Genomic DNA, 26,725 nt, shown 5'->3' on the forward strand with positions numbered 1-26,725 from the left:
TAAAATGTCTCCTCTTTCATTTGCATCCCCCCTTTAAAATAGAGAGCCTGACACCAGGCTCTCTTTTCAGCCAACATTCATTAATCAATAAATTCAAATTCAAATTCCAGAAGCCTGATTATATCTCCATCCTTGGCTCCGCGTTCTCTGAGTGCTTCATCAACACCCATTCCGCGCATCTGTCTTGCAAACCGTTTAACCGATTCATCACGTGAGAAATCAGTCATCTTGAATAACCGCTCAAGGCTGTCTCCTGAAAGCACAAATACACCGTCTGGATCGCGTGTAATGTTAAATGGCACTTCTTCATTTTCCATCGTGTACATGACACGGTTTTGTGTAAGCTCTTCCTCGTCATACAGCGGGAATTCCGGTGTGTTCTCAAGCTGATTGGCAACCTCAAACAGAAGCTCACGCAGACCTTCTCTTGTCACCGCACTGATCGGGAATACCGGATAATCATCCGTCAGCTTTTCTTTAAAGGCTTCGAGATTTTCCGCAGCCTCCGGCATGTCCATTTTATTTGCAACGATAATTTGCGGACGCTCGGTGAGACGCAGATTGTACTCGCTCAGCTCCTGGTTAATCGTAAGATAATCCTCATACGGATCGCGGCCTTCTAAGCCTGACATGTCAATGACGTGAACAATAACCCTCGTCCGTTCAATATGGCGCAAAAACTGGTGGCCCAGTCCGACGCCTTGGTGTGCGCCTTCAATCAGCCCCGGCAAATCGGCCATGACAAAGCTGCGTCCGTCATCCGTTTCAACCATGCCGAGATTCGGGACAAGCGTTGTAAAGTGATAGTCCGCAATTTTCGGTTTTGCAGATGAGACAACAGACAGCAAAGTAGATTTTCCCACACTCGGGAACCCGACAAGTCCGACATCTGCAAGCACTTTTAATTCAAGAACAATGTAGCGTTCTTTTCCCGGCTCGCCGTTTTCTGAAAGCTGAGGCGCGGGATTAGCCGGTGTAGCAAAGCGGCTATTCCCTCTTCCGCCTCTTCCGCCTCTTGCAATGACAGCCCGCTGTCCGTGCTCTGTTAAATCAGCGATGACCTGTTTTGTATCATCGTCTGTCACAACGGTGCCCGGCGGAACTTTAATGACCATATCATCAGCATTTCGTCCGTGCTGGTTTTTGGACATGCCATGCTCGCCGCGAATCGCTTTAAAGTGTTTTTTGTATCTAAAATCCATCAGGGTGCGGAGACCTTCATCTACTTCAAAAACGACGTCTCCTCCCTTTCCTCCGTCACCGCCGGCAGGGCCGCCTTTCGGCACATATTTTTCACGGCGAAACGCAACCATACCGTTGCCGCCGTCGCCGCCTTTTACATATACTTTGACCTGATCTACAAACATAATGTCCTCCGTTCTAAACCGTTAAAAACTCCGCTAGTCCAACCCAATTTCAATCAGACATTCGTGACTGGTGATTTCAAAACGCATGATATCAACGTCCTCATATCCATTCTGCCGAATATCATCAAAAGCAGATGGATCGGCAAAGGCGCCGTGAAAATCAAGGTACAGAATCAGCTGTCTGTCAGGATGATCCGTTTGAAGCGAAACCGTTAAATGATTTTCACTCTCTCTGCTGACTGCTTGATCAAACAGATGAAACAGCTTTCTCATCAGTTTCGCCAGCTTTTGATCATAAGCCGACAAATCCTTAATTTCTCCGAGAACTTCATATTCAAGCGTCATATAATGGGTTTTCCAATTAAACGTAAGAAAATCAAACGCCAAATGCGGTGTTTTCAGGTTTGAGAGCTTTGATTCGTGCTTTGCGTCTATAACCATTTCTTCAATCATTTCAAAGACACGGTCATACTTCTGTAAGCTTAAGTTTCCTTTAATCAGCTGCAGCTTATTCATCCAATCATGCCGGGAATGGCCAAGCAGATGAATCAGTTCGTTTGTTAATGCCGTGTCGCTTATATTTTCTTCTTGATTTTTTGAAACATCCTTCATTTTCGCACTCCCAATCATTTAATTTCTTATTTAGGAGTCTGTATAAGTGTGTATTATGAATTATAACAGAGAAGGCTTTGTTAGAAAAACAATTGTTTTTCCCAGAAATATCATGTTCCTTTTTTCTGGCTTTGGTTGATTTGCAGCCAGGCAGAACATTTTATGTATTACTGCTTGGGGAACATATCCAGTGGGTTTGAGATGTTTATTCTCATTCTTGGCGGGGTCTGCTCGCACATACTCTGCATTTCATTCTAGGTGTTTACTCCGCATATTGCAAAAAAAACTCCAGTCATCATCGACCGGAGTTTTTTGAATCATTATTGAGCTACAGGATATACGCTCACTTTTTTGCGGTCACGGCCGAAACGTTCGAATTTAACAGTTCCGTCGATTTTCGCAAATAGAGTGTCATCTCCGCCGCGGCCCACGTTTTCACCTGGGTAAATTTTTGTTCCGCGTTGACGGTAAAGGATAGAACCGCCTGTTACGAATTGACCGTCAGCACGTTTAGCACCTAAACGTTTAGCCTCAGAGTCACGTCCGTTCTTTGTAGAACCTACTCCTTTTTTAGAAGCGAAAAACTGAAGATCTAATCTAAGCATGTAGCTCACCTCCTATATTATGTTTGTGGTCACACGCAAGTTGTCTTTGTAATCCCGTTCGATTGTCTCCAGCGAAACAATCATGCCTTCAATCAGCAGCTGAGCTTTTTGGCGTGCCTCTGGATCAAGAGATTCAGGGAATTCAAAATAAAAATAACCCCCGTCCTCCCCTATATCAAGAAGCGGCTCGAAGCCCGCGAGCACAATGACCGCGTTAACGGCTCCAAACACAACGGCTGTCACTCCGGCACAAACAAGATCTTGTCCATGTTCAGCAAAATTCGCATGGCCTGTCATTTCAAAAGACAATATGCCTTTATCATGAGACCTTCTGATTGTTGCCTGAATCATGCTTACGCGTTGATTTTTTCGATCGTCACTTTAGTGTAAGGCTGACGATGACCTTGTTTTTTATGAACGTTTTTCTTTGGTTTGTATCTGAAAACAGTGATTTTTTTCGCGCGGCCTTGTTTTTCAACTTTAGCCGTTACTGTTGCGCCTTCAACTGTAGGGTTGCCGACTTTCACGTTGTCTCCGCCAACAAACAAAACGTCTTCAAAAGTAACTGTTTCACCTGCTTCAGCAGCAAGTTTTTCGATGTAAACAGTTTGGCCTTCTTCAACTTTGATTTGTTTACCGCCTGTTTTAATGATTGCGTACATTCTCTGCACCTCCTATTAGACTAAGACTCGCCAGATACCAGGGGGCTGTAAAAGCTCTTAACACCTGTACTGAGCGGTTGTAGCAATGGTGCTACATCCATAACATTAAAAAATATACCAAAATACAAGGCGTTTGTCAATCAGTTTTAGTAGGGCAGAAGCAGTTCCTCCATGGAAGAATTCGTCCGCTTATCGGCAAAGTAAGCGTGCAGCACTTCATTCTCGTCAAGCTGGCTGAGCTTTTGGCCTGATTTTTCTATAATAATCGGATGCTTACAGCCACGTTTGAACTCGGCCATCACATGATAGACTTTATCCTCCGCCTTTACAGTCAGCGGCAGAAGTTTCTCAAGCTCCCTGTTTTTTCCGTAATACCTTTCGAGGAGAAATCTCACATGGATATAATGCCTTTGCCGATATTCCTCAAACAAGGAAACAGCCAGAAAGACAAACAAAACCCATGCGCTGATTTGCAGAGGAATCACGAATAAAACCCAGCACCCGAGCAACAGGCAGAAGCAGAGCGACGTTTTTAGATTAAGCCGGTGAGCCTTTTGAAAAGGCAGCTGTTTGGAAAACAACAAAAATAACAGTTTTCCTCCATCCAGCGGCCAGATCGGCAGTAAATTGACAAATAAGATAGAAAGATTATAAAAGGTGAAGAGTTCAAAGGTATGCTGATGAATCACTGAGACTTCAGCAAGCATCCAGGCGGCAAACTGAAGCCAGATGTGCTGAAGAGGGCCGGCAATAATGACCGCAAACTCTTCCTTTAACGGCCGATTCCCGTGCTCTTCCACTTCGACCGTTCCCCCAAACGGCAGCAAAAAAACACGCTTGATTCTCCAAGAAAAAAACACAGCCAGAGCAGCATGCCCCAGCTCATGAATCAATACAATCAGGAGCAGACATAATAATGCTTTCATATGGCCTGTGAGCAATCCCAGCGCCGCGATAATCCAAAGAAAAGGATGCACATGGATCTTTAAGATAAGGTCGAGCCATTTATTCAAATGAAATCACCTGAATCGGATCAATAAATTTATCGCCGTCTTTCATGGCAAAATAATAGACCCCTTTATTATGATCATCAAGCTTAATCGAACCGAGTTTTTTGCCTTTATCCACAAAATCATATAAAGCAACATCAACATCTTTGAGCTCGCCATAGATACTATAGGTGTTGTCAGCATGCTGCACCTTAACCGTCAGTCCCGTCTGGCTGTCTTTGCTGACTTCAACCACATAGCCTTCTTTTACGCTATCAATCTTATCGCTGCTTGTTTCGACTTTTATTCCTTCCCCATTATCCTGAAAATCCTGCTGTACTTTCCCGGATGCAGGCGCGATCAGATCTTTGCCTACTTCAATCTGCTGTTCCTTATTTTTGTGTTCAGGAGCCAGGAAAGCAAGCGGATTTCCGAATTTGGTTTCGAACCAATGGCTTGCTGAGGCAAATTGAAATTCAGTTTCAAAGGTTTTGGCTACGGCGGGTTTAATCTGACTGACGGGTCCAATGTTTGTTTTATAGGCTATAGCTGAAACGAGAACTAGGCAGGCCGACAGAAGACATTTCAGGATAATTGAATCTGTTTTCACCAATGGGTGTTTTCCGTTGAATGTTGGCATGTTATCTTCGTAGACCGGAAGTGTTCCATGCTTTTCCTGATCCGTTACCATCACCCAGGACGGGGGTTTCTGCTTTTCAGAAACTGTCTGAGTAGAGAAACGTTTTGAGCCGGAAAGCTGCTTTCTTCTTTTCTCTAATCGTTTTCTGATTTCATCTGCTCTGTGACTCATTGCCATCATCCTTTGCATTCGTTGGGTTTGTACATCATATGTCTTGTCCATGGCAAATATTCGGTTTAGTCAAGAACAAAGCAGGCAAAAACAAAAAAACCTGACACAGCATATGCTTTGTCAGATTCTTCTCTTTGATTCTATCACATTAAGATCTTACTCCGAAAAATGACTTAATTTTAGCCATCATTCCTTTGTTTTGCTCTTCAAGCACCTGTAAAGGAACAGATTCACCTAAAATGCGGCGGGCAATATTGCGATATGCAATAGAAGCGCGATTTTTCGGGTCCATCGCAATCGGTTCACCATGGTTGGAAGCTTTGATGACTTCATCATCATCAGCCACGATTCCTAGCAAATCGATCGACAGATGCTGTACGATTTCGTCGATATCCATCGTGTCACCGTTTTTCATCAGGTGATTTCTGATTCTGTTTACAACAAGCCGCGGCGATTCAACATTTTCTTCTTGCTCCAGCAGCCCTATAATACGGTCAGCATCACGAACAGCTGAGATTTCAGGCGTAGTGACCACAATCGCTTTATCAGCTCCGGAAACGGCATTTTTGTACCCTTGCTCGATTCCGGCAGGACAGTCTATGATGACATAGTCAAATTCCTGTTTGAGCTCTTGGACCATGTTTTTAATTTGTTCAGGAGCAACAGCTGTCTTATCGCTCGTTTGAGCAGCGGGCATTAAATAGAGCAGATCATCGAAACGTTTGTCTTTTACGAGCGCCTGATGCATTTTGCATCTGCCCTCTACAACGTCTACCAGATCGTAAATAATTCTATTTTCAAGACCCATTACAACATCAAGGTTGCGCAGTCCTATATCAGTATCTACTAAGCATACGCGCTTCCCTAAAATGGCTAAGGCGGTACCGAGGTTCGCAGATGTTGTTGTCTTACCTACTCCGCCTTTTCCCGAAGTTATTACGATAGCCTCACCCAATTCACATTCCTCCCTCAAGCCTTGTTAGATCAGGTCTTAAATGAGCCAAATGTTGAAGGCGTTCAATGACCATATTTCCGTCTGTATCTAAATAAGCACATTCCATTTCGTTCCCTTTTTGAATGTGGTCTGGGGAGCGATTTAACACATGATTGATTCTTAATTGTGTCGGAAGCATTTCAGAGGCGGCGATGACCGCTTGATTATTTCCATTAAATCCGGCATGCGCGATTCCTTTCAGTGAGCCCAGAACAAAAATGTTCCCTCCGGCCCTGACTGTTCCGCCGGGATTCACGTCACCGATCAGGAGCAAGTCGCCTTTTACCTGCAGCACTTGGCCTGAACGGACAATTTTTGAAACAGAAATAATTTCGGCTTCCTCTCTTATCTGCTGTGCTTCTTTTTTAGTAATGACTTCACTGTCAATAGAATGAACAAACAAATCTTTCTTTGACGCAATCAATTCGGTTAGCTGTTCCTCTTGCTCCTTATATAAAAAGCGATTTCCCAGCTTAACATGAACGCTGATTTTCTGGCCTTTTCCATCGGTATATTGTTCAATTGACAGCATATTCTGAAGACCATCGAGAAGCTCATCAAAAGAACACGCATCATCCAGATGCAATGTTAGTCCATTCTTTGTTCCTTTTATTGTTACATATTGCTGCTTTTTGGTCTTCACAATATTCACCTCAACAACATACTCATTTCGTCAAAAAAAGATAAAATCCTTTTTACTCATCTCTCAATTCTTTCTTTAGACTCATAAAAAACAATCTAAATGGCAGAACAAGAATAAGAGCTGCTGCAATATTTAATAAAATTGTCGGTATAAACCGGTCAAGCACAAATCCGTTAAACGTCATAATATCTTTATGAATCAAAGACTGAATGCCGAATATGTAAAATTCGAGCAGACAGACAGCCAGAACTGCTATCAATATCACTACAAATGCGTTTGTATGCAACACTTTAAACGCTTTTGAAGCCAAATAACATAGCCCTGCAAAACCAAACATGTAAACGCCTAATAGACTTGTATAGTTCATGTCATATAGAAAACCAAAAATAAATCCGTAAATCATCGCGTGTTTTTGGTTGATAAAAGCCGACATGAATATCAATACAAGCATCAAAAAACGCGGGGCGAGCACTTGGTCATCTGTAACGAAAGGAAAATGCACCAAATCTGTAAAAATGCTTTCCGCAGAAAAAACAAGCATCATAACGAAAGGGAGAAGGAAACGTTTCACGATCCTTCCTCCTCTGTATCGACAGTCGGCACGTCACGGTTAACAACGATCACATTATTTAAATCTGTAAGGTCAGCCGCAGGTTTTACATAAGCAACCTTCGTTAATCCATAGGAATCTGACTCGATATCAGTCACTTCACCGATTGTCAGCCCTTCTGGGAAAACACCGCCTGTCCCTGATGTTTCAATAAGATCGCCTTTTTTCACGTCTTGTTTATCCTTACGCTCAATAATTGTCATCTTAAGACGTTTTTTCTCTTTGTCATATCCTTCGATCAAGCCGTAGCCTTTGCTGCCTTTTTTTCCGGAAATTTTTGTCGCGACTCTGTTATTGCGGTCAGTATCGCTTAAAAGCTGAACAGTAGACGTAAAATTGTTAAGTCCGGAGTTTTTGATCTTGCCGATTAATGCGCCTTTTTCGTTTGTAACGGCCATATCTTTCGCTACGTTTTGCTGAGTCCCCTTGTTAATGGTGACCTGTTTGGCCCAATTATCAGGGCTTCTGGCGATGACCGTTGCTAAAATCGGCTTGTAATCTTTAATCGATTTGACATGGCCAAGCTCGTCACGCAAGGATTTGTTTTCTTCTTCAAGCTCTTGAAGCTTGGCTTCATATTGTGTCTGTCCGTCAAGTTTTTCTCTTAGACGCTCGTTTTCTTTGTATGTGTTTTTTAAACCATTGATGTTCTCAAATATTCCTGCAAAAAATTCGGCAGGCGTATGAAAAATATTTTGAAATACTCCCGTCGTATCGCCGATCACTTTCTCAGGCCAGGTGGTATTGCGGCCGCCCTTCAGCGAAAATCCAATCATAGCCACCAATATGATAATACACAGAAGTAATAGCATTAACCGCTTATTCGGCATCGTGTTACACCTCTTCTATTGAACTCCCGATTATCTAGTTTTCCCTTTGAAAAGATGGATGTGCTCCAGTGCTTTCCCTGTTCCGATCGCTACACAATCAAGCGGGTCTTCGGCGATAAGGACCGGCATTTTTGTTTCTTCGCTGATGACTTTGTCTAAATTGCGCAAAAGCGCTCCGCCGCCGGTTAACACTATACCTCTGTCCATGATATCTGCTGCAAGCTCAGGCGGTGTTTTTTCGAGTGTGCTCTTCACTGCTTCGACAATTGTAGATACAGTGTCACGTAGAGCATTAGAAATCTCTTTTCCTGTAATTTCAATTGTTTTCGGCAGACCTGTGAGCAAATCGCGTCCGCGGATTTCCATGTTGTCGGATTCTTCAGGAGCTTCTGCAGATCCGATTTCCATTTTAATCGCTTCAGCCGTACGGTCACCGATCATCAGGTTGTACGTTTTTCTGATGTAGTTAATAATTGCGTCGTCCATCTCATCACCGGCTACACGGATTGACTGAGACGTTACGATGCCTCCGAGGGAAATAATCGCAACTTCTGTCGTACCGCCCCCGATATCAACAACCATGCTTCCAGTCGGTTCCCAAACTGGCAGATTGGCTCCGATTGCTGCGGCAAAAGGCTCTTCAATCGGATACGCGTCACGCGCTCCGGCCTGTCTTGTCGCATCGATAACAGCGCGTTCTTCAACAGCTGTAATGCCTGATGGGACACATACCATTACATATGGTTTTCTGGCAAACATGCCTTTATTTTTTATGGCCTGATTGATGTAATATTTCATCATCGTCGCCGTTGTTTCATAATCAGCGATAACGCCGTCTTTCATCGGGCGAAGAGCCACCACGTTGCCCGGTGTCCGTCCAATCATATTTTTCGCATCATTTCCGACAGCGACAATCGATTTCGTATCCGTCTGCAAAGCGACAACTGACGGCTCTCTCACAACAATTCCTTTTCCTTTTACAAAAACAAGCGTATTCGCAGTTCCAAGATCTATACCAAGGTCTCTAGCACCAATTCCAAACATATGTATGTATCTTCCTTTCTTAAAGCAAAAATACCCTAAAGGGAAAAACTCATAAACTCTATTATAGCTTAATTCGACGAAAAAAAAAGTGTTACAAATATCCTTTTTCCTTTAAACTCACAAATTTTTTATCCCCGATCACCAAATGGTCAAGCAGCTCGATGCCAATCAGGTTTCCGCATTCAAACAGCCGTCTTGTCACTTCAATATCTTCCCTGCTCGGCGTCGGATCTCCAGAAGGATGATTATGAACACAGATAAAGGAAGCGGCAGATCGTTTAAACGCTTCTTTAAACACCTCTCGCGGATGGACAATAGATGAATTCAGGCTTCCGATAAATACGGTGCGTTTATGGATGACTTGATTTTTTGTATTTAAGTATAAACAGACAAAATGCTCCTGGGTTAAAAAGCGCATATCCTCCATGACGAGATTAGCGCCGTCTTCCGGGGAGCGAATAACGAAATGTTCTTCGTTGGCTAATTTGTGAATCCGGCTTCCAAGCTCAACTGCAGCCAGTATTTGAATCGCTTTTACCATACCGATTCCCGGGATGCTTGACAGCTCTTCAACCGATGCTTCCTTGAGCAGGCGCAGTCCGTCAAATGAGCGCAGCAGCCGGTTTGACAGGTCCAAAACAGATTCGTGTTTAGTCCCTGTCCGCAATAATATAGCCAAAAGTTCATGATTCGCTAAGTTCTCGGCTCCGACTTTCAGGAGCCGTTCTCTTGGCTTTTCTCTCATTGGGAAATCTTTGAGTTTTAATGGCAGATCGTGTATGACCAAGCACTCCTTTTCTTTCCCTTCCCGTTTATAGAACCGTCATGCCCTTATATCAAAATGGCGAAGAGCTCTCATTGTTTTTGATATAGGAAGGCCCATGACTGAATAATAATCTCCGTCTATTTTCTTTACAAAAAGCGCGCCTCTTCCTTGGATGCCGTATGCACCTGCTTTATCCATCGGCTCTTTTGTTTCAATATACGTCCAAATCTCTTCTTCACTGAGGGACCAAAACGCAACTTCTGTCTTATCATAAAAAGTCTCGCTGTGATTTTCAGCTTGAATGCTGACCGCGGTTATTACTGAGTGACTTCGGCCTGAAAGCCTCCGCAGCATAGAAGCAGCTTCTTCTTGATCCTGCGGTTTGCCAAGACATTCGCCGTCAAGGCATACCATTGTATCAGCACCGATAACGATTGCATGCGGGTGGAGATCAGCTACAGCCTTAGCTTTTTGTTTTGCCAACCATTGGACGTTTTCTTCTGGTGAAAAGTTTCGATTTAATTTTTCTTCTACTTCACTGACAATAATGGAGTAGGGCAGCTGGAGAAGATCGAGGAGTTCTTTCCTGCGCGGAGATTGTGATGCAAGTATTAGCGGTTTTGTCATGTTCGTCATCCTTTCAGGGTTTGCTTAAGAAAAAAAGATACTCGTTTATCCTACCAAATCACGAGGCTTGTCACAATTTCAGAAAAATAACTTTTTCATGACAAAATAAAAAAAGCCTGTCACTAAAGGACGAAGGCTCAGGGCACTATCTCTTATTTTACGACGGCTAACAGCTCCTGCTGAGCCTTCCACCCGGCTTCAGCACTTGGATCCTCTAATTCCTTTAAAGCCTGCAAAATCGCTTTTTTCTCTCCTGTTTCTGACGCTTTTGTTTCACCAAGCGACTTTTCTATTTTCTCTACACTCGCTTTTGTAATGTCTTCGCCGAGAATCGCCTTTGCTGCAAGCTCCGCTGTTTCCTTAAAAGAATCTGTCATATCTGACTCTATTGATAAGGAAAGCTCCTTGCCTCCCCAGGCTTCAAAATCACTGTCGATTAAAACCTGTCCTAACTGCTGTGAGACCTCCTTATCACTGGCTAAGCCCGCGATGACATACGTATACCCGTCATCCTTTGACAGTGACACGGCGGAATATCCTTTTTCGGTCAATTGTTCTGTTAACGTTTCGGCACCCTTTTCATTTGAAAATTTTCCGGCTTGTACAGCGTATGTTTTATATGTACCTTCAGTTTGCGCCGCTTGTTTTTCTGCGCCAGAAGTTTGTTTTTCAGTTGAAGTATCTCCTGCTTTTGCCGTTTGGCTGCCTAAAGAATCCTCTAAAGAGGCCGGTGCTGACGCTTCTTTATTCCCCGATATGTTTAACGCGAATAACCCTAATCCAGTGCCAATGACAGCCGCGAAGGCAATCGTCGCGGCCACTCTTTTTACCGGTTTGGCAGCCCCGGTCTTTCCTTTTGCATAAAGCTTTGTTTTTTTCTTTTGAAAAGGAGGAACAACTTTAGGGTCCTCTTTAAACACCTTGTCCTCCTCGGAATCCCAATTGAATTCATCTTCATCAGGATGTTCCTGGGATGCCGCAACCTCTTGTTCTGCCTGTCTTTTTTCCTCCCAATTTGAAAATGTCATGCTTTTATCCGCCTCTGTCTCAGGCGTCTCTTGTTCGTAAACCGTCTCTTCTTTTCCATTAATCGTCACCTTGAGGGCTTTTTCTGCGGCTTTACTGTTTTTTTTATTCTTTCTTTTTTTCAATTCCGCTTCCTCCCTTCATTTGCTTGACCGTTCTTGTCGGCTTTTCATGCTACACACTTTAGCACAGGCAAAGAAAAAAAGAACAAGACTTTTGTCGCCTTGTCCAAAAAACGTTCGTCAAATTTTTCAGCCGTCAGCCCAATGCCATTTTGATATAAAAAGAAATGATAGAGTCACCGTATAAATAGGCTAAAATGCTCCCTGCGGCTATAGCGGGGGCGAAGGGAAGCGGCTGCCTTTTAGCGAGTCTACCAGTCAGAACAGCTGCCGCTCCATATAATGCACCTATCAAAACTGAAAAGAAAAAGGCAGCTGCCAGCATCTTCACACCAAGCACAAAGCCAATCACCGCAAATAATTTAATATCTCCTCCCCCTACTCCCCCATGGGTGATTGCGGCAATTACAGCCAGAAACAGAAATCCGGCTGCCGCACCTAACAGGCCTGCATACCAGGAATCAAGCGGAGAAATCAATCTCGCGGCCGCCAAAAAGGGAAGAAAGAAAATCAATATTCGATTTGGAATCAGCATAAAATGAAGATCTGTCACTGCAACAATAATGAGAAGAGAGATAAACACCACAGCGGGAAACAGTTCCAGCGACGTGCCAAAGCGTATTCCTGCGGCGGCAAATAAACACGCTGTCACAAGCTCTGCTGCGGGATACATAAAAGAAATCCTATGCCCGCAGCTTTTACATTTACCTTTTTGAAATAGGAATGACAGGATGGGAATTAATTCTGCAGGAGTTAATGTCCGCCGGCAAAACGGGCATGATGAACGAGGCGCAATAATAGATAGATGTAAGGGGATACGGCACCCGGCCGTATAGTAAAAAGAACCAAGGATCAGCCCAAAGATAAAAAGAATGGATAGCATAGACAACACACCTTTACTCATTGAGTTCTGGTATGGATTGTAGCAAAATGGACATCCTGAGCTCCAATTGGGAATATTCAATTTTACACATAAAAAAAACGGCAGAATCTTTTTTTTGATTCTGCCGGAGCCGGATGCTTTTATTTCAACCTTTTTCGAATGTCAGAAATAAAGTAAAGAGATCCGGTAATCAGCACAATTTCATTTGAGCCCTTTTTACTTTCTATGAATTTGATCACATCGTCTGGATCTTCACTCCAGCTTTTATTGCTGATTTCACTTGCATCATAGAGATCTTTTGCAAGAGAAGCACGGGGGAAATCAAAAGAAGCAAAATGAATCGCATGAGCAATGGTTTCCAGTCTTTTAATCATGTTCTGATACGGTTTGTCCTTTAACGCGCTAAACACCACAGAAATGCGTGAATTGGCGAAACGCTGCTTCATCGTTTCCGCCAGCTTTTCAACACCTTCTTCGTTATGCGCACCGTCTAAATATACCGGAGGATGTTCCTGAACAAGCTCTAACCGTCCCGGCCAAGCAGCCTTCACAAGCCCGCTCCTTAACGCTTCGTCACTGATATGGGCGATATTCTCCTTATTGAGCCACTCCGCAGCCAAAATGGACAAAGCAGCATTTTGTCTTTGATGGGTGCCAATCAGAGATGTCCGAATATCTTCATAGCATTTCTCTTCCGTTTTGAATGAAAACTGTTCTCCTGCAGGCAGAGCCTCTTCATTGAAAATAACACATGCATCATGCAATGACTGGAACGGCGCAGCATGCCGTTCGGCTTCATGGCGGATGACCTGTAAAGCTTCCGGCTGGGTAACTGCTGTAACGATTGGAATACCTTCTTTAATAATACCGGCCTTTTCTCCTGCAATTTCTTCAATGGTGTTTCCCAAAATGTTCATATGATCGTGTCCGATGCTTGTAATCACAGTTAAGAGCGGTTCAACCACATTAGTAGAATCGAATCTACCGCCCAGACCTGTTTCAAAAATAACAAAATCGACCTTATGAAACTCTGCAAAATATAAAAATGCACAAGCTGTCATAATTTCAAATTCTGTCGGCTGTCCGTATTCCGTTTGATCAAGGGCTTCAACGTGCGGTTTCATTTGATTGACGAGTGCTGTCCATTCCTCATCTAAAATCGGTATCCCGTTTACGCTGATCCTTTCATTAAACGTAATAATATAAGGCGATGTAAATGTTCCAACCGTATATCCGGCTTCCTGCAGCATAGAACGGATAAAAGCGACAGTTGATCCTTTACCGTTTGTTCCTGCGACGTGGAACGCTCGGATTTTTTTTTCAGGATGTCCTAACCGCGCCATCAGCTGTTTCATTCGGCCAAGTCCAGGCTTCACCCCGAATTTCAGCCTCCCGTGAATCCAGCTGCGCGCATCTTGATATGCAGTAAACAATGATAATCCCCTCTTTTATAAGACAAGGCGGTTTCTCTAGAAACCGCCCCGGCTTTTCATTAACCCTTCAGCTCAGCCATTCGTTTTTGAACAGCGTCACGCTTCGCCACATAATCTTTTTCTTTTTCACGTTCTTCATCAATTACGTGTGCAGGCGCTTTTTTCATAAATCCTTCATTTCCAAGTTTCTTTTGGACACGCTCAACTTCTTTTGTCAGTTTATCAAATTCTTTTTGCAGACGGGCAATTTCTTCATCAATATTGATTAAGCCTTCAAGCGGAAGAATAACCTCTGCTCCTGAGACAACGGCCGTCATCGCCTTATCAACAGCCTCAATATCGGTGCCGATTTTAAGCACGCTCGGATTCGTAAAGCGTTCAACATATGAACGGTTCGCTTCGAGGCGGGCTGCTATTTCGTCTGTGCTTGTTTTAATGTACAGTTCAACCTGCTTGCTCATTGGCGTATTGACTTCACTGCGGATATTGCGCACAGAACGGATCAGCTCAACAAGAAGCTTCATGTCAGCTGCCGCTTCAGTATCGGTATGCTCCGGCACTACTACAGGCCATTGACTTACTGTAATCGATTCCCCTTGGTGAGGAAGGTGCTGCCAAATTTCCTCCGTTAAGAATGGCATAAACGGATGGAGCAGACGCATCGTTTGATCTAGTACGTAAGCAAGGATGGAACGGGTAGTTTTCTTAGCCGCTTCGTCTTCTCCATAAAGCGGAAGCTTCGCCATTTCAATATACCAATCACAGAAATCATCCCAAATAAAGTTATATAAATGGCGTCCTACTTCACCAAATTCATATCGATCAGCAAGCTGGGTCACGTGCTCGATCGTTTCATTTAATCGCGTTAAAATCCACTTGTCAGCGACTGACTTTTGGCCTGACAGATCAAGCTCATCGTACGTCATACCATCCATATTCATTAATGCAAAACGGGAGGCGTTCCAAATTTTATTGGCAAAATTCCAGGTCGATTCCACTTTTTCATAGCTGAAGCGCAGATCCTGGCCAGGAGAGCTTCCAGTCGCAAGGAAATAACGCAGAGAATCGGCTCCGTACTTGTCAATCACATCCATCGGGTCGACACCGTTGCCAAGAGATTTACTCATTTTCCGGCCTTGCTCGTCACGGATTAAGCCGTGGATTAAAACATCTTTGAACGGGCGCTCGCCTGTAAATTCAATGCCTTGGAAAATCATGCGTGATACCCAGAAGAAAATGATGTCGTACCCTGTCACGAGAACATCTGTCGGATAGTAGCGTTTAAAGTCTTCAGCCGTTACATCAGGCCAGCCCATTGTGGAGAAAGGCCATAGCGCAGAACTGAACCATGTATCCAGTACGTCTGAATCCTGTTCCCAATTTTCGCTGTCTTCCGGCGCTTCAAGCCCGACATATAGCTCGCCTGTTTCTTTATGATACCAGGCAGGAATACGATGGCCCCACCACAATTGACGGGAGATACACCAGTCGCGGATGTTTTCCATCCAGTGTAAATACGTTTTTTCGAAACGGTCAGGCACAAAGTTGACCTTTTCTTCTTTCTTTTGCAGCTCAATCGCTGCATCAGCAAGCGGCTGCATGCGCACAAACCATTGTGTAGAAAGATAAGGCTCCACAACAGCCCCGCTTCGTTCACTATGGCCGACAGAGTGCATATGATCCTCGATCTTGAAGAGAACTCCCGCCTCCTGTAAATCTTTCACGAGCTTTTTGCGGCATTCAAAACGATCCATACCTTGATATTGGAGCGCATTTTCATTCATCGTGCCATCTTCATTCATGACAAGGATGCGTTCTAAATTGTGGCGGTTGCCAAGCTCGAAGTCGTTCGGATCATGAGCAGGCGTAATTTTCACGGCACCTGAACCAAATTCCATATCAACATAGTCATCACCGACAATCGGAATTTCACGATTTACAATCGGCAGGATCACCGTTTTTCCGATAAGGTGTTTATAGCGCTCGTCTTCAGGGTGAACGGCAACAGCTGTATCACCGAGCATTGTTTCAGGACGTGTCGTCGCAATTTCAATTGAGCCTGAACCGTCAGCAAGCGGATAGCTCATATGATAGAACGCGCCTTGAACATCCTTGTAAATCACCTCAATGTCGGATAGGGCTGTTTTTGTCGCTGGGTCCCAGTTAATAATATATTCGCCTCTGTAGATCAGGCCTTTTTTATAAAGCTTAACGAATACTTCTCTTACCGCTTTGCTCAAGCCTTCATCCAGCGTAAAACGTTCACGGGAATAATCTAGGCCAAGACCTAATTTCGCCCACTGGCTGCGAATAAAGTCAGCATATTCTTCCTTCCACTTCCACGTTTCTTCGAGGAATTTTTCACGGCCTAAATCGTAGCGGGATTTGCCTTCTTCACGAAGTTTCGCCTCCACTTTAGCCTGTGTCGCGATGCCGGCGTGGTCCATGCCTGGAAGCCACAGCACATCATAGCCCTGCATGCGTTTCATTCTTGTTACAATGTCTTGCAGCGTTGTGTCCCATGCGTGGCCAAGGTGAAGTCTTCCTGTTACGTTTGGCGGCGGGATGACAACAGAGTATGGCTCTTTTGTCTGGTCACTGCCCGCTTCAAAAAATTTGCCTTTTAGCCAAAAATCATATCGGTCTTTTTCAACCGCTGCCGGATCATATTTCGTCGGCATTGTTTGTTCATTCGTTTCCATCATAACCCTCCAGCATGTTTAAAAATGGCTGAGAACGAAAAAAGAGCTCTTCATCCCTGTAAAAGGACGAAAAGCTCTTTCGCGGTACCACCTTTTTTCATGAACTCTATCAGTTCATGCACTTATAACGGATAACGGGTGTTTCCCGAATTTCTCTACTCTTCTTTCAAGAAATTATGCTCCCGGGCGACCTTCCAATCAGGCAACATAAGAAGCCTTTCAGCAAACGGCTTCTCTCTCTGCATGCGCCTTTTTTGTACTCTTCCCGTTCTAAGCAGGTGTATTTATCAGCTCATTGTATACATTATTTATGTTCTTTATTATAGTAAAAGTGTTTTTGATTCGTCAATCATCTTTTCCAAAAACACCGCTTTCTATACAGATAGGCAGGCACCTATTGCCCAAGTTTACATATGATGCTTGTAAATGCGTAGAGGAGGATGCACCGTGAAGAAACGTTTCAGCTCTTATTCGCTGCCGCCATGGGTAAGGCAAATTCGGCTTGTATCCGCACAAGTGATTATTCCCATTACGATTTTTCAAGGAATCAGAACCATTTTCTTTCCGACAACCTTTGATGTTTTGCTGCTCGCAATCTTAATCTTTTTAGCTTGCGCCCTTCATTTAGAATGGATATAAACAAACAAGTCCGCGCCATTAAGACGTGGACTCGTTTTCAGCCTGAAATTTTTTCTCTTGTTCAATCTGATGAATTTTCATCACAAACGGCTCTATATTTTTCATTTGCCAATAAGCCTTTAATAATTGTGTACATTCCTCTTTTTCATGCTGTCTTTTCCCAGTTTGATAACCGTTCAGCACCTTGTACATGGCTGCCGGATATGCCATATAGCTGAGAAAAAGGCTGACTTCCGTTTCACGCAAAGGGAATGATTTCGTATATCCATAAAACCATTCGACGCATTCCGGACAAGCTTTCGGAAAGCCTCTGAACATTTTTGTATAAAAGCCGAGCAGGTCGTTTTGCGGCGGACCGACAGATGCTCTTTCGAAGTTTGTAAAATATCCGGTCCCGGCATCATTATACAGAAAATGGTGTATAGACAGGCTGCCGTGGTTCATTACAACCCTTGAAACGTCCTTTTCCTTTGCAGACTCATACCAGTCCTCCAACCGTTCCAGCGCAAAATTCACCGCGGAAATGGTTTCAGAAAAATAGGTTATGGCCTGGAGTTCAAAGGGAGAAAGGTACCACTCCTTCTCCGCTCTATCCACAAACTGCTCATAGAAAATTTTATCTTGTTCCCACTTTTTTTTCGTTTGCCCGTAATAACGTTCAATCTCATCACGTCTAACCTTTAGTTCTTGCGCGGTTCTCTCGTGAAGACGGGCTGTTTCCCTAAATAAATAAGCCTGTTTTTGATCCCGTTCTTCCTCTTGGTCAAATTGGAGCCAAGGCATTAAATAGTAGGTATCTCCGTATTGTATGCCTGCTGAGAAAAACTCACCGCTATTTGTTCTGTAAACGGGAACGAATGAACGAAAGCCTTTTTCCTCAATCGCCACCATATGATCTGTAAAATGCTTGCCGCGACCTTCTTTCAATTTTTTCAGGGCAAATATGCCGTAGTCTGTATACACTTTCCAAACAAGAGGACTGACAGGCTCAATAAATTGAGCAGTCAGTCCGTATTCCTGAAGAACCGATTGGGTATCTTCCATTTCATTCACCACATTTTCCGATCACTTACGGTTTACGCATGGCTATTTTTATATTGAGGAATATAGAGAATCTGTCCTGCTTTTAATTCATCATCCAAGGCTAAAGAATTCATCCTGATCAGCTGCTGGGATGTAATTTCATACCGTTCGCATAAACGCTCGATCGTATCTTCCTGCTGCACAATACAAATTTTCATTCTCGAAAACTCATCCGCTTCTTTTGTAAAGAGTTTTGTTAAATAAAGAGAATTATCACTTTCCTTTGTTTGAGGTTCCTTCGTTTCAGCAGCAGGAGCAACCCTAGGAACAGCATCCGTTTCCTTCCTTTCAGTCTCAGAAGATTCAGGCAGCTGGAAGGATTGAAAAGGTGTTTCTTCCTTAGGCTCTTCAGCTGATGGTGTTTTTCTCACTTCAATTTCGAAGCTCTCTTCCTCTTGTTCTTCCTCCTCCAGCAGCTTAGGCGCTGAATAAAAAGAATCCTCCTCTTCTTGTTCAGGCAGGAAGGTACGGTATGCCGGTTCAGGCAATTCTTCTTGAGATGCCTCCTCCGAGCTTGTTTTTTGATTGAAATGGAAATGTAAATCGGCTTTGTCATTCTCCACATATACAGCTGAAGCTGTTTCTCTGCTATCTTCTATGGAGAGAGCGGCCTCTGATACACTCTCCAAAGCTTCATCCGCTTCCGCCTCTTCTTGGCAAAGCGCAGGATCAGCCTGATCCGATTGAGCTGCTTCTTCATTTTGAGCCTCTTGGCGTAGCGCATATTCATGATTAGGAGACACTGTTGTTTCCTCTTTTTCCTCTGCAATCACAGTCTCTGAATGAAGTTCAGCTTCCAAAGCAGGCGATTCTTCTGCTCCGGCGTGTTCACGAAGCTCAGTCTCCGCTGGAGAGTCTGCTTCTTCACGAACATCCGCTATTGCAGCTGCCGGCTCAGCCGTTTCTTTTTTTGCTTTAACGATCTCTTGAATCTCTATTTCTGAATGATCAGGTTCTGGCTCAGATTCTTCTGTTTCCGATTCAGCACGAACCTCCGTTTCCGGCACAGCAAGCTCTTCTGACTCTTCTTCCTCTTTTACATCTTCTCTGGCCTCTGGTTCTGAAGCAACCGATTCAGGCGGCTCAGATTCTGCTTTTTCTGTCTCCAGTTCTTCACGGAGCCCCGCTTTTGAGATAAAAAGTTCTGGCGGTTCGGCTGGCGGTTCATGCTGAAGAACTGCTTCCTCTGCCGATGATGCACCCGGTTCTTCTACTACACTATGTGCCGGCGGCTCTGAAAGCTCTTCCTCCCTGAATGCCGCAGGAGCTTCATATAAAGGTATCTCCGGCTCTTTGTCTTGCGTATCGTCCAAAAGCCCTTCGATCGCTAAATCAGCTTGAATTGTTAAAATGCGCGAATCCGTCAATTGATAGTCAAATGCGTCAATAAAGACGAAGACATCCTGTAAATGGCTCACTTTATTTTTCGGAATGGTAATATCCACAGGAAAACAGTGAGTCAGTTCCGCACTTCCATCCTCTCTCTTTCTGACTTGTTCAACAAACCGCTTATCTGTATAAATCTCTTCGGTATGTTTGTTTTGATCTATGTTGTACTCACCTGTAAGTTCAAGCGATCCTATGATTGATACATAATCATTTACTTCCTGAACCCTAATATCAGGATCTAATGAAATAGAAAGCAGTTCAGAAACTTCCTGTCCTTTTTGGAAACAGATCGATTCTTCTACAGAAAATTGCAATCGATGATTTTGCGGCAAGTTCATATCCTCCTTTCATCTAATCCTTAAAATTAGATGTCACTAAAGGTGTATGTATGAACTGGAGAAAATATGAGTGGGAGAGCACGAAAAAACCGGCACAAGGAGTCCTTGATACCGGTTTTCACTCTTATCTGCGGCTGATCTCAGCAAATACTTTCTCAGCTGCCTGGATTGTGTTTTCAATATCTTCATCAGTATGGGCCGTTGAGAGGAAAAGACCTTCGAATTGTGATGGCGGAAGGAATACCCCTTCATTTGCCATCCCTTTATAATAGCTTGCGAACAGCTTCAAATCAGATGATTTCGCTGTTTCATAATTGATGACTGGTTCGTTTGTAAAGAAGAAACCGATCATCGAACCTGCACGGTTAAAGGTATGCGGAATGCCATGAGCCTCGGCAGCTTTTGAAATTCCTTCTTCCAGTCTGTCGCCTTTTTTGATGAAATTCTTGTAGGAATCAGGTGTCAGCTGTTTCAATGTCTCTAAGCCAGCCGTCATCGCAAGCGGATTGCCTGACAATGTACCAGCTTGATAGATCGGGCCGCTTGGAGCGATCTGCTCCATGATTTCTGCCTTTCCGCCATAAGCACCGACAGGAAGTCCGCCCCCGATTACTTTTCCTAAACAAGTCAGATCAGGCGTTACGCCGAAGTAGCCTTGAGCGCAGTTATAATCGACCCGGAAGCCAGTCATCACTTCATCAAAAATCAGCAGGGAGCCGTACTGCTCAGTGATATCACGCAGACCCTGCAGGAAACCTTCTTGCGGCGGAACAACACCCATATTTCCGGCAACTGGCTCTACAATGACTCCCGCAATGTCTTCACCGAATTGCTGGAAAGCAAGCTTTACACTTTCTAAATCATTGTACGGAACGGTGATGGTGTTTTTCGCAATGCCTTCGGGCACCCCCGGGCTGTCAGGCAGACCGAGAGTGGCAACACCTGAACCAGCTTTAATCAAGAGAGAATCGCCGTGTCCGTGGTAGCAGCCCTCAAATTTTAAAATCTTGTTGCGGCCCGTATAGCCCCTTGCCAAACGGAGGGCACTCATTGTAGCCTCTGTTCCGGAGCTTACCATTCGTACAATTTCTACAGATGGCACACGATCAATGACGAGCTTAGCCAGTTCATTTTCTACTTCAGTCGGAGCACCGAAGCTTGTCCCGTATTCAGCCACTTTTTTGAGGCTTTCTACGACGCGGTCATTTGTATGCCCTAAAATTAAAGGCCCCCATGACAAGACGTAGTCAATATATTCATTCCCGTCAATATCAAAGATTTTCGAGCCTTTTCCGCGCTCCATAAAAATCGGGTCCATGTCTACCGATTTAAATGCGCGAACGGGACTGTTCACACCGCCCGGCATGAGTTTTTGCGCTTCTTTAAAAGCCGTTTTTGATTTTTCATAGCTTCTCATCTGCCTCAACTCCTGTCAACTGAATAAAATTACTCCGCAAGCCATTTCGCTGCGTCTTTCGCATGATACGTAATAATCAGGTCGGCACCCGCGCGCTTCATGCTTGTCAAAATTTCCAACACAATTTCTTTTTCTTTGATCCAGCCGTTCTGCGCTGCAGCCTTCACCATTGAATACTCTCCGCTTACATTATAAGCGACGAGCGGCAAAGTAAACTCATTTTTTACGTCACGCATGATATCCATATAAGAAAGCGAAGGTTTGACAATCAAAAAGTCCGCGCCTTCCTCGACATCTGATTGTGCTTCGCGGAGTGCCTCCATACGGTTGGCAGGGTCCATCTGATATGTTTTGCGGTCTCCGAATTGCGGTGTGCTGTTTGCTGCATCACGGAACGGACCGTAAAACTCGCTAGAATATTTCACAGCGTAAGACATGATTGGAATATTGACGAATCCTTCTTTATCAAGTGCTTCTCTGATCACTGTAACAAATCCGTCCATCATGTTTGATGGCGCAATGATATCCGCACCTGCTTTCGCTTGGCTGACAGCTGTCTGCGCCAAAAGCTCCAGCGATTCATCATTGAGAATGACCCCGTCTTTGACAAGTCCGCAATGGCCGTGGTCTGTGTATTCGCACAGGCACGTGTCAGCGACAACAACCATTTCAGGGAAGTGATCTTTAATTTCTGTGATGGCTTTTTGGACAATTCCGTGATCATGGTACGCTTGTGTTCCGCAATCATCTTTTTCTTCCGGGATGCCGAACACGATAACAGATTGAATGCCCAGTTTGACCAGCTCCGCTACTTCATCCTTCAATAAATCTAATGATACATGGTAAACATCAGGCATTGACGGAACAGCTTTTTTGCCCTCCAGCCCTTCAACGACAAAAATCGGATAAATAAAATCTGATGGATGCAAACGTGTTTCCTTTACCATTTCTCTCATTGCTTTTGATGTCCGCAGGCGGCGGTGTCTATTAAATGATTGACTCATATTCTCTCTTCCTCTCTTGACATGCTGCACATTAATTCAAGCATGCCATCTATTGTAAATGTATCAGGCGTATGCGATGTGATGCCGTACGTCAGAAGGGCATCATTTGTTAAAGGTCCAATGCTGATACAGGCCGTCCCATTCGCCTTCCACTTTTTTAATTCTTCTCCCAAGACATGCATAAACGTATGTACGGTTGATGAACTCGTAAATGTTACATAGTCAAAGGAATATTGACCCGCAACGTCTTTCAGTTCCTCAATGCCTTCTTCATCCGGAATCGTTTCGTAGAGAACCCATTCCTTTACTTCAAAACCGAGCGGGACAAGCTCTTGTTTTATCACATCACGTGACAAATTCCCTTTCATCACGGTAATGGGCTCCCCCGGTTCAGCATGCTGCTTAAGAGCGTCAGCCAATTGTTCAGCAATATACTCCTGTGGCATCACATCAACCGATACGTTATGCGTTTTTAAACGGCGGGCGGTTTTTTCACCGACGGCTGCAATTTTTTTATGCGCAGGCATAATAAGCTGATTTTCCTTCAGATAAGAAAAAAAGAAGTCTGCCCCATTCACACTTGTAAAAACAAGCCAGCCTGGCGCGGCAAGATCCTCTCTTACCTGTTCCGCAACATCATTCGGCAAAGCGCGGCGAAACGTAATCAAAGAGGTTAAAACAGCTTTACCGCCAAGCGCCTCCACTTTTTGCTGAAATGATGTTGCCTGTGCCTTATTCCGGGTGACAAGCACTGTTTTTCCTTTCAACGGAAAATCATTTTCCATCCTCATCAAGCTCCCGTTTTACACGATCAATTAAATCTTTTGCTCCTTTGTCAGCCATAAGAGCGGCACAGCGCTTTCCTACTTCCTCCGGATCGTTTCCGGTGACGGTTTCTTTAAAAATGATTTTGCCGTCAGGTGAAGCGACAAGACCTGTCATTTCAATTTCATCCTGTCCATTTAACACGGAGTAGCCCGCGATCGGAACCTGGCAGCCGCCCTCCATCGCGTTTAAAAAAGCACGTTCCGCTAAGACAGTTCGTTTTGTATATTCATCTGTAAACTGAGAAAACAACGCCAACAGCGCTTCATCCGATTCTCGGCACTCAATCGCCAGTGCTCCCTGCCCCACAGCAGGCAAACAGCGCTCTGGCTCAAGGAATTCGGTTACGACATCTTGCTTCCACCCCATTCTAGAAAGGCCGGCAGCCGCTAAAATAATCGCGTCATAATCCTCTGTTTCCAGCTTTTGAAGTCTTGTATCTATATTACCTCTAATCCATTTAATTGTAAGGTCAGGGCGCTCAATCAAAAGCTGCGCGCTTCTTCTTAAACTGCTTGTGCCAATGACAGCACCTTCCTTCATTTCTGAAAGCTTTACGCGATTCTTTGAAATAAGGGCATCACGCGGGTCCTCCCGTTCAGGAATGCAGCCGATCACAAGGCCTTCAGGCAAAACAGCAGGCATGTCCTTCATGCTGTGCACTGCCATATCAATCTCTTCGTTTAAAAGCGCCTGTTCAATTTCTTTGACAAACAGCCCTTTTCCACCCACTTTTGAGAGTGTAACATCGACAATCCGGTCGCCCTTTGTCACGATCTCTTTAATTTCAAAAGCAAACGAAGGATTGATTTCCTTCAGTTTTTGAATAACCCATTTTGTTTGAGTCATAGCGAGTTTGCTTCGTCTGGAACCTACTTTAATCGTTCTCATCATTTCTTTCCTCCCGAATCTGCTTGGGACATCGTTTAACTGAACCAATGGAATTGCGACAGGCTTCCAAGCAGGAAATAATTGATCATCAGCACCAGAAAACAAGCCGTATTCCACAGTGCAGCGACCTTTCCTTGCAGCTCTTTAATCAGCCTGATATAAAGATAATAGCTGTACAGCAGCAGGACGACAAACGAACCAAGCACTTTGGCGTCAAACCAATACAGCGTTTCTAGTGAGACATATGCCCATATGACGCCGAGAATCAAACTCAGCAGCAGCATCGGAACCCCAATGACATTTAAAACATACGCCATATAATCAAGCTTAGATAAATCTTCTATTCTCAACAGCCATTTTCCCCACTTTTTCTTTTTCAGCAGATGATATTGAAACATATATAGCACAGAAAAAACGAAAGAAAGGGAAAAAGCGCCGTATGAAAGAATCGCCATTGTAATATGAATCACCAAAAGCTCGGATACAAGCTGCCCGGAAAAAGCAGCTGACTGCTGCTCTGTCGGTGAAAATGTGTGAATGGCGATCATAGAAAATCCTATAACATTTGTAAAAAACACGATAAAGTCAACACGTAAAAGCTTTGTCAGTACCAGTGACAGCGTGACAAGCACCCAGGCATAAAAATAAAGCGCCTCCGTCACATTTAATACCGGAAACCGCCCCGTCACCCACATAAAATAGGCCAAATACACGGTTTGCAGAGTCCAGACAATAGAAAGCAACCAGAAGGCCATTTTTCCAGCCTTCCGGTTGTGTTGAAGAAAATCTATAAAATAAAAGAGTACACTTAACGCGTAAATGACGATTGTCCCCTCATTAAGTCTTGCCATTGCAGTATCAATCATTCAGCTTTCACTCACTTACAAGTGGGCTAAAGCCCGCTTTTGATTCAGCCTTCTTAAAAGAGTGGACCTTCTGGCTGCTTTCAACGGTTTTCATCATTTGACGGCCCGCAGCTTCTTCAATATCAAAAATCTGCATAAACAACGCAAGCTTTTCTTCAGAATCAGCATCTGCAGCAAGCTCTTTCACCTTTAAAATCGGATCACGAAGCATTTGGTTAATAATACTTTTGGTGTGTTTGTTCAACAGTTTTTTCTCTCTTGTGCTTAAGTGAGGCAGCTTACGCTCAATGCTGTCCATCGTTTCTGACTGGATGGCAAGCGCCTTTTCGCGCAATGCAGAAATAACCGGCACAACACCAAGTGTATTCATCCATTGTTTAAATTCCACAATGGTTTCTTCAATTAACAGTTCAACTTTTTCAGCTGTTTCTCTCCGCTCTTTCATGTTCGCTTCTACAATGCCTTCCAGATCGTCGATATCATAAAGAAAAACACCTTCAAGATCATTCAGCGCCGGATCAAGATCTCTAGGCACGGCAATGTCGACCATAAACAGCGGGCGTCCCTTGCGAAGCTTATTCGCGTTTTCCATCATCTCTTTGGACACGACAAATTCACTTGCACCGGTTGAACTGATTAAAATATCAGCCTCCGCAAGCGCGCTTTCAAGCTGATTCAAGCTTCTCGCTTCACCTGAGAAACGGTTTGCAAGCTCCTTCGCTTTCAAGTATGTTCGGTTAATGACAGTGACCTTGCTGATTCCCTGTCCGTGCAGGTTTTCCGCAGCAAGCTCGCCCATTTTTCCCGCACCGAGAATCAATATGTGCTTGCTTGAAAGATTTCCGAAGATTTTTTTAGCAAGTTCAACTGCAGCATAGCTTACTGACACCGCATTTGAGCCAATGTCTGTTTCGGCGTGAGTTCGTTTGCCCACTGTAACCGCCTGCTTAAACAGCTCATTAAAAATAGTCCCGATCGTTTTTTCTTGCTGAGCTGTTTTAAAGCTGTCGCGTACCTGTCCGAGAATCTGCGTTTCGCCAATCACCATAGAGTCAAGTCCGCAGGCTACACGGAATAAATGCTCAACAGCGGCATCGCTCTCATAAAACGTTAAGAACGGTGACAGCTCTTCTTTGCTTAATTGAAACCAATCAGCTAAAAACTTTTTTATATAATAACGGCCGGTATGGAGCTGATCGACTACCGCATAAATTTCAGTGCGGTTGCAGGTTGAGACAATGATGTTTTCAAGAATGCTTTTCTCTTCTTTCAGCTGCACCATTGCTTCTGCCAGCTCATTCGGCTGAAAACTTACTTTTTCACGTATCTCAATAGGGGCGGATTTATAATCTACTCCCACAACAAGTATATGCATCGCTCTAATTACACCCCCAACACCCAATCTTAATTTATAATCATTCTAACATAGAACTCATTATTTATAATAATTATAACATAGTTTCTTTCACAAAATGTGAACAGATTTTAAAATTCTTATGCTATATTAGAAAAAGCTTCAGGGAAAAGAAGCATTCCTATTGACAATA

Annotated in this window: 28 protein-coding genes and 2 other annotated features; of the genes, 2 read left to right on the forward strand and 26 right to left on the reverse strand. The window is 44.0% G+C overall.

The genetic code is table 11. The features are described from left to right. Positions 1 to 80: 80 nt before the first annotated feature. A complete protein-coding gene (gene obgE, locus FB592_RS14730) occupies positions 81 to 1,367 on the reverse strand; it encodes a GTPase ObgE (protein WP_003229675.1) in 1,287 nt (428 codons plus the stop codon). 33 nt (positions 1,368 to 1,400) lie between these two features. Next, positions 1,401 to 1,979, reverse strand: coding sequence for a sporulation initiation phosphotransferase Sop0B (spo0B, locus tag FB592_RS14735; RefSeq protein WP_004399131.1), 579 nt, complete (start codon positions 1,977 to 1,979; stop codon positions 1,401 to 1,403). Positions 1,980 to 2,056: 77 nt separating this feature from the next. On the opposite strand from spo0B, the gene FB592_RS14740 reads away from it, so the two are divergent. After that, complete coding sequence (locus tag FB592_RS14740; RefSeq protein ID WP_003229671.1) at positions 2,057 to 2,179, forward strand: hypothetical protein; 123 nt, start codon at positions 2,057 to 2,059, stop codon at positions 2,177 to 2,179. 120 nt (positions 2,180 to 2,299) lie between these two features. Here the strand turns inward: FB592_RS14740 and rpmA are convergent, their stop codons facing one another. From rpmA to valS, 16 genes are all read right to left on the reverse strand, one after another. Next, complete coding sequence (rpmA, locus tag FB592_RS14745) at positions 2,300 to 2,584, reverse strand: 50S ribosomal protein L27 (RefSeq protein ID WP_003222623.1); 285 nt, start codon at positions 2,582 to 2,584, stop codon at positions 2,300 to 2,302. A gap of 12 nt (positions 2,585 to 2,596) precedes the next feature. Next, on the reverse strand, positions 2,597 to 2,935 hold the full coding sequence (locus FB592_RS14750) for a ribosomal-processing cysteine protease Prp (protein WP_003229669.1): 339 nt from the start codon (positions 2,933 to 2,935) through the stop codon (positions 2,597 to 2,599). Between the two features lie 2 nt (positions 2,936 to 2,937). Then, positions 2,938 to 3,246 carry a 50S ribosomal protein L21 gene (gene rplU / locus FB592_RS14755; RefSeq protein WP_003229668.1) on the reverse strand — a complete coding sequence of 103 codons (309 nt, stop codon included), beginning with the start codon at positions 3,244 to 3,246 and terminating at the stop codon, positions 2,938 to 2,940. Between the two features lie 13 nt (positions 3,247 to 3,259). Further along, positions 3,260 to 3,335, reverse strand: a sequence feature (ribosomal protein L21 leader region). Between the two features lie 57 nt (positions 3,336 to 3,392). Next, the gene (spoIVFB, locus tag FB592_RS14760) at positions 3,393 to 4,259 is read right to left on the reverse strand and encodes a stage IV sporulation intramembrane metalloprotease SpoIVFB (RefSeq protein WP_004398649.1); all 867 of its coding nucleotides are present in this window, start codon (positions 4,257 to 4,259) and stop codon (positions 3,393 to 3,395) included. Beyond that, positions 4,252 to 5,046, reverse strand: a complete 795-nt coding sequence (gene spoIVFA / locus FB592_RS14765; protein ID WP_004398684.1) for a stage IV sporulation protein SpoIVFA — start codon at positions 5,044 to 5,046, stop codon at positions 4,252 to 4,254. Before spoIVFA ends, spoIVFB begins: the two co-directional genes overlap by 8 nt. A 148-nt stretch (positions 5,047 to 5,194) precedes the next feature. After that, a complete protein-coding gene (gene minD, locus FB592_RS14770) occupies positions 5,195 to 6,001 on the reverse strand; it encodes a septum site-determining protein MinD (protein ID WP_014664846.1) in 807 nt (268 codons plus the stop codon). A gap of 1 nt (position 6,002) precedes the next feature. Next, complete coding sequence (gene minC / locus FB592_RS14775; protein WP_004398901.1) at positions 6,003 to 6,683, reverse strand: septum site-determining protein MinC; 681 nt, start codon at positions 6,681 to 6,683, stop codon at positions 6,003 to 6,005. A 52-nt stretch (positions 6,684 to 6,735) separates the two neighbouring features. Continuing rightward, complete coding sequence (gene mreD, locus FB592_RS14780) at positions 6,736 to 7,254, reverse strand: rod shape-determining protein MreD (RefSeq protein ID WP_141949709.1); 519 nt, start codon at positions 7,252 to 7,254, stop codon at positions 6,736 to 6,738. Further along, positions 7,251 to 8,123, reverse strand: a complete 873-nt coding sequence (gene mreC / locus FB592_RS14785; protein ID WP_141949712.1) for a rod shape-determining protein MreC — start codon at positions 8,121 to 8,123, stop codon at positions 7,251 to 7,253. Before mreC ends, mreD begins: the two co-directional genes overlap by 4 nt. A 30-nt stretch (positions 8,124 to 8,153) precedes the next feature. Further along, entirely contained in the window at positions 8,154 to 9,167 is a 1,014-nt protein-coding gene (mreB, locus tag FB592_RS14790; RefSeq protein WP_003229650.1) for a cell shape-determining protein MreB, read from the reverse strand. Between the two features lie 91 nt (positions 9,168 to 9,258). Then, positions 9,259 to 9,954, reverse strand: coding sequence for a RadC family protein (gene radC / locus FB592_RS14795; protein WP_041351757.1), 696 nt, complete (start codon positions 9,952 to 9,954; stop codon positions 9,259 to 9,261). Between the two features lie 36 nt (positions 9,955 to 9,990). Beyond that, positions 9,991 to 10,560: a Maf family nucleotide pyrophosphatase gene (locus tag FB592_RS14800; RefSeq protein WP_004398496.1), complete on the reverse strand. Its 570-nt coding sequence runs from the start codon at positions 10,558 to 10,560 to the stop codon at positions 9,991 to 9,993. A 152-nt stretch (positions 10,561 to 10,712) separates the two neighbouring features. Then, positions 10,713 to 11,711 carry a stage II sporulation protein SpoIIB gene (gene spoIIB / locus FB592_RS14805; RefSeq protein ID WP_141949714.1) on the reverse strand — a complete coding sequence of 333 codons (999 nt, stop codon included), beginning with the start codon at positions 11,709 to 11,711 and terminating at the stop codon, positions 10,713 to 10,715. A 133-nt stretch (positions 11,712 to 11,844) separates the two neighbouring features. Continuing rightward, the gene (locus tag FB592_RS14810; protein ID WP_026113741.1) at positions 11,845 to 12,591 is read right to left on the reverse strand and encodes a prepilin peptidase; all 747 of its coding nucleotides are present in this window, start codon (positions 12,589 to 12,591) and stop codon (positions 11,845 to 11,847) included. Positions 12,592 to 12,731: 140 nt separating this feature from the next. Then, on the reverse strand, positions 12,732 to 14,024 hold the full coding sequence (locus FB592_RS14815) for a bifunctional folylpolyglutamate synthase/dihydrofolate synthase (RefSeq protein ID WP_141949716.1): 1,293 nt from the start codon (positions 14,022 to 14,024) through the stop codon (positions 12,732 to 12,734). A gap of 59 nt (positions 14,025 to 14,083) precedes the next feature. Next, positions 14,084 to 16,726 (reverse strand): valine--tRNA ligase, encoded by a 2,643-nt coding sequence (valS, locus tag FB592_RS14820; protein WP_141949719.1) that lies wholly within the window; start codon positions 16,724 to 16,726, stop codon positions 14,084 to 14,086. 59 nt (positions 16,727 to 16,785) lie between these two features. Continuing rightward, positions 16,786 to 17,008, reverse strand: a binding site (T-box leader). Positions 17,009 to 17,173: 165 nt separating this feature from the next. On the opposite strand from valS, the gene FB592_RS14825 reads away from it, so the two are divergent. Next, positions 17,174 to 17,365, forward strand: a complete 192-nt coding sequence (locus FB592_RS14825; RefSeq protein ID WP_003222590.1) for a hypothetical protein — start codon at positions 17,174 to 17,176, stop codon at positions 17,363 to 17,365. Between the two features lie 18 nt (positions 17,366 to 17,383). On the opposite strand, the gene cotN is transcribed toward FB592_RS14825, so the two are convergent. The 8 genes from cotN to hemA all read right to left on the reverse strand — a co-directional run bounded on the left by cotN (position 17,384) and on the right by hemA (position 26,553). After that, positions 17,384 to 18,409, reverse strand: a complete 1,026-nt coding sequence (cotN, locus tag FB592_RS14830) for a spore coat protein CotN (RefSeq protein ID WP_141949721.1) — start codon at positions 18,407 to 18,409, stop codon at positions 17,384 to 17,386. Between the two features lie 32 nt (positions 18,410 to 18,441). Continuing rightward, complete coding sequence (gene spoVID / locus FB592_RS14835) at positions 18,442 to 20,169, reverse strand: spore coat morphogenetic protein SpoVID (protein WP_141949723.1); 1,728 nt, start codon at positions 20,167 to 20,169, stop codon at positions 18,442 to 18,444. Positions 20,170 to 20,299: 130 nt separating this feature from the next. Beyond that, positions 20,300 to 21,592 carry a glutamate-1-semialdehyde 2,1-aminomutase gene (hemL, locus tag FB592_RS14840; protein WP_015384279.1) on the reverse strand — a complete coding sequence of 431 codons (1,293 nt, stop codon included), beginning with the start codon at positions 21,590 to 21,592 and terminating at the stop codon, positions 20,300 to 20,302. A gap of 29 nt (positions 21,593 to 21,621) precedes the next feature. After that, a complete protein-coding gene (gene hemB, locus FB592_RS14845) occupies positions 21,622 to 22,596 on the reverse strand; it encodes a porphobilinogen synthase (protein WP_072175588.1) in 975 nt (324 codons plus the stop codon). Further along, entirely contained in the window at positions 22,593 to 23,381 is a 789-nt protein-coding gene (gene hemD / locus FB592_RS14850) for a uroporphyrinogen-III synthase (RefSeq protein ID WP_072175587.1), read from the reverse strand. Before hemD ends, hemB begins: the two co-directional genes overlap by 4 nt. Further along, positions 23,371 to 24,315 carry a hydroxymethylbilane synthase gene (hemC, locus tag FB592_RS14855; protein ID WP_021480247.1) on the reverse strand — a complete coding sequence of 315 codons (945 nt, stop codon included), beginning with the start codon at positions 24,313 to 24,315 and terminating at the stop codon, positions 23,371 to 23,373. Before hemC ends, hemD begins: the two co-directional genes overlap by 11 nt. A gap of 32 nt (positions 24,316 to 24,347) precedes the next feature. Continuing rightward, the gene (locus FB592_RS14860) at positions 24,348 to 25,178 is read right to left on the reverse strand and encodes a cytochrome c biogenesis protein (RefSeq protein WP_003222575.1); all 831 of its coding nucleotides are present in this window, start codon (positions 25,176 to 25,178) and stop codon (positions 24,348 to 24,350) included. A gap of 7 nt (positions 25,179 to 25,185) precedes the next feature. Next, positions 25,186 to 26,553, reverse strand: a complete 1,368-nt coding sequence (hemA, locus tag FB592_RS14865) for a glutamyl-tRNA reductase (protein WP_103803771.1) — start codon at positions 26,551 to 26,553, stop codon at positions 25,186 to 25,188. Positions 26,554 to 26,725 lie beyond the last annotated feature (172 nt).

Source organism: Bacillus sp. SJZ110, from assembly GCF_006715455.1.
GTDB lineage: Bacteria > Bacillota > Bacilli > Bacillales > Bacillaceae > Bacillus > Bacillus subtilis.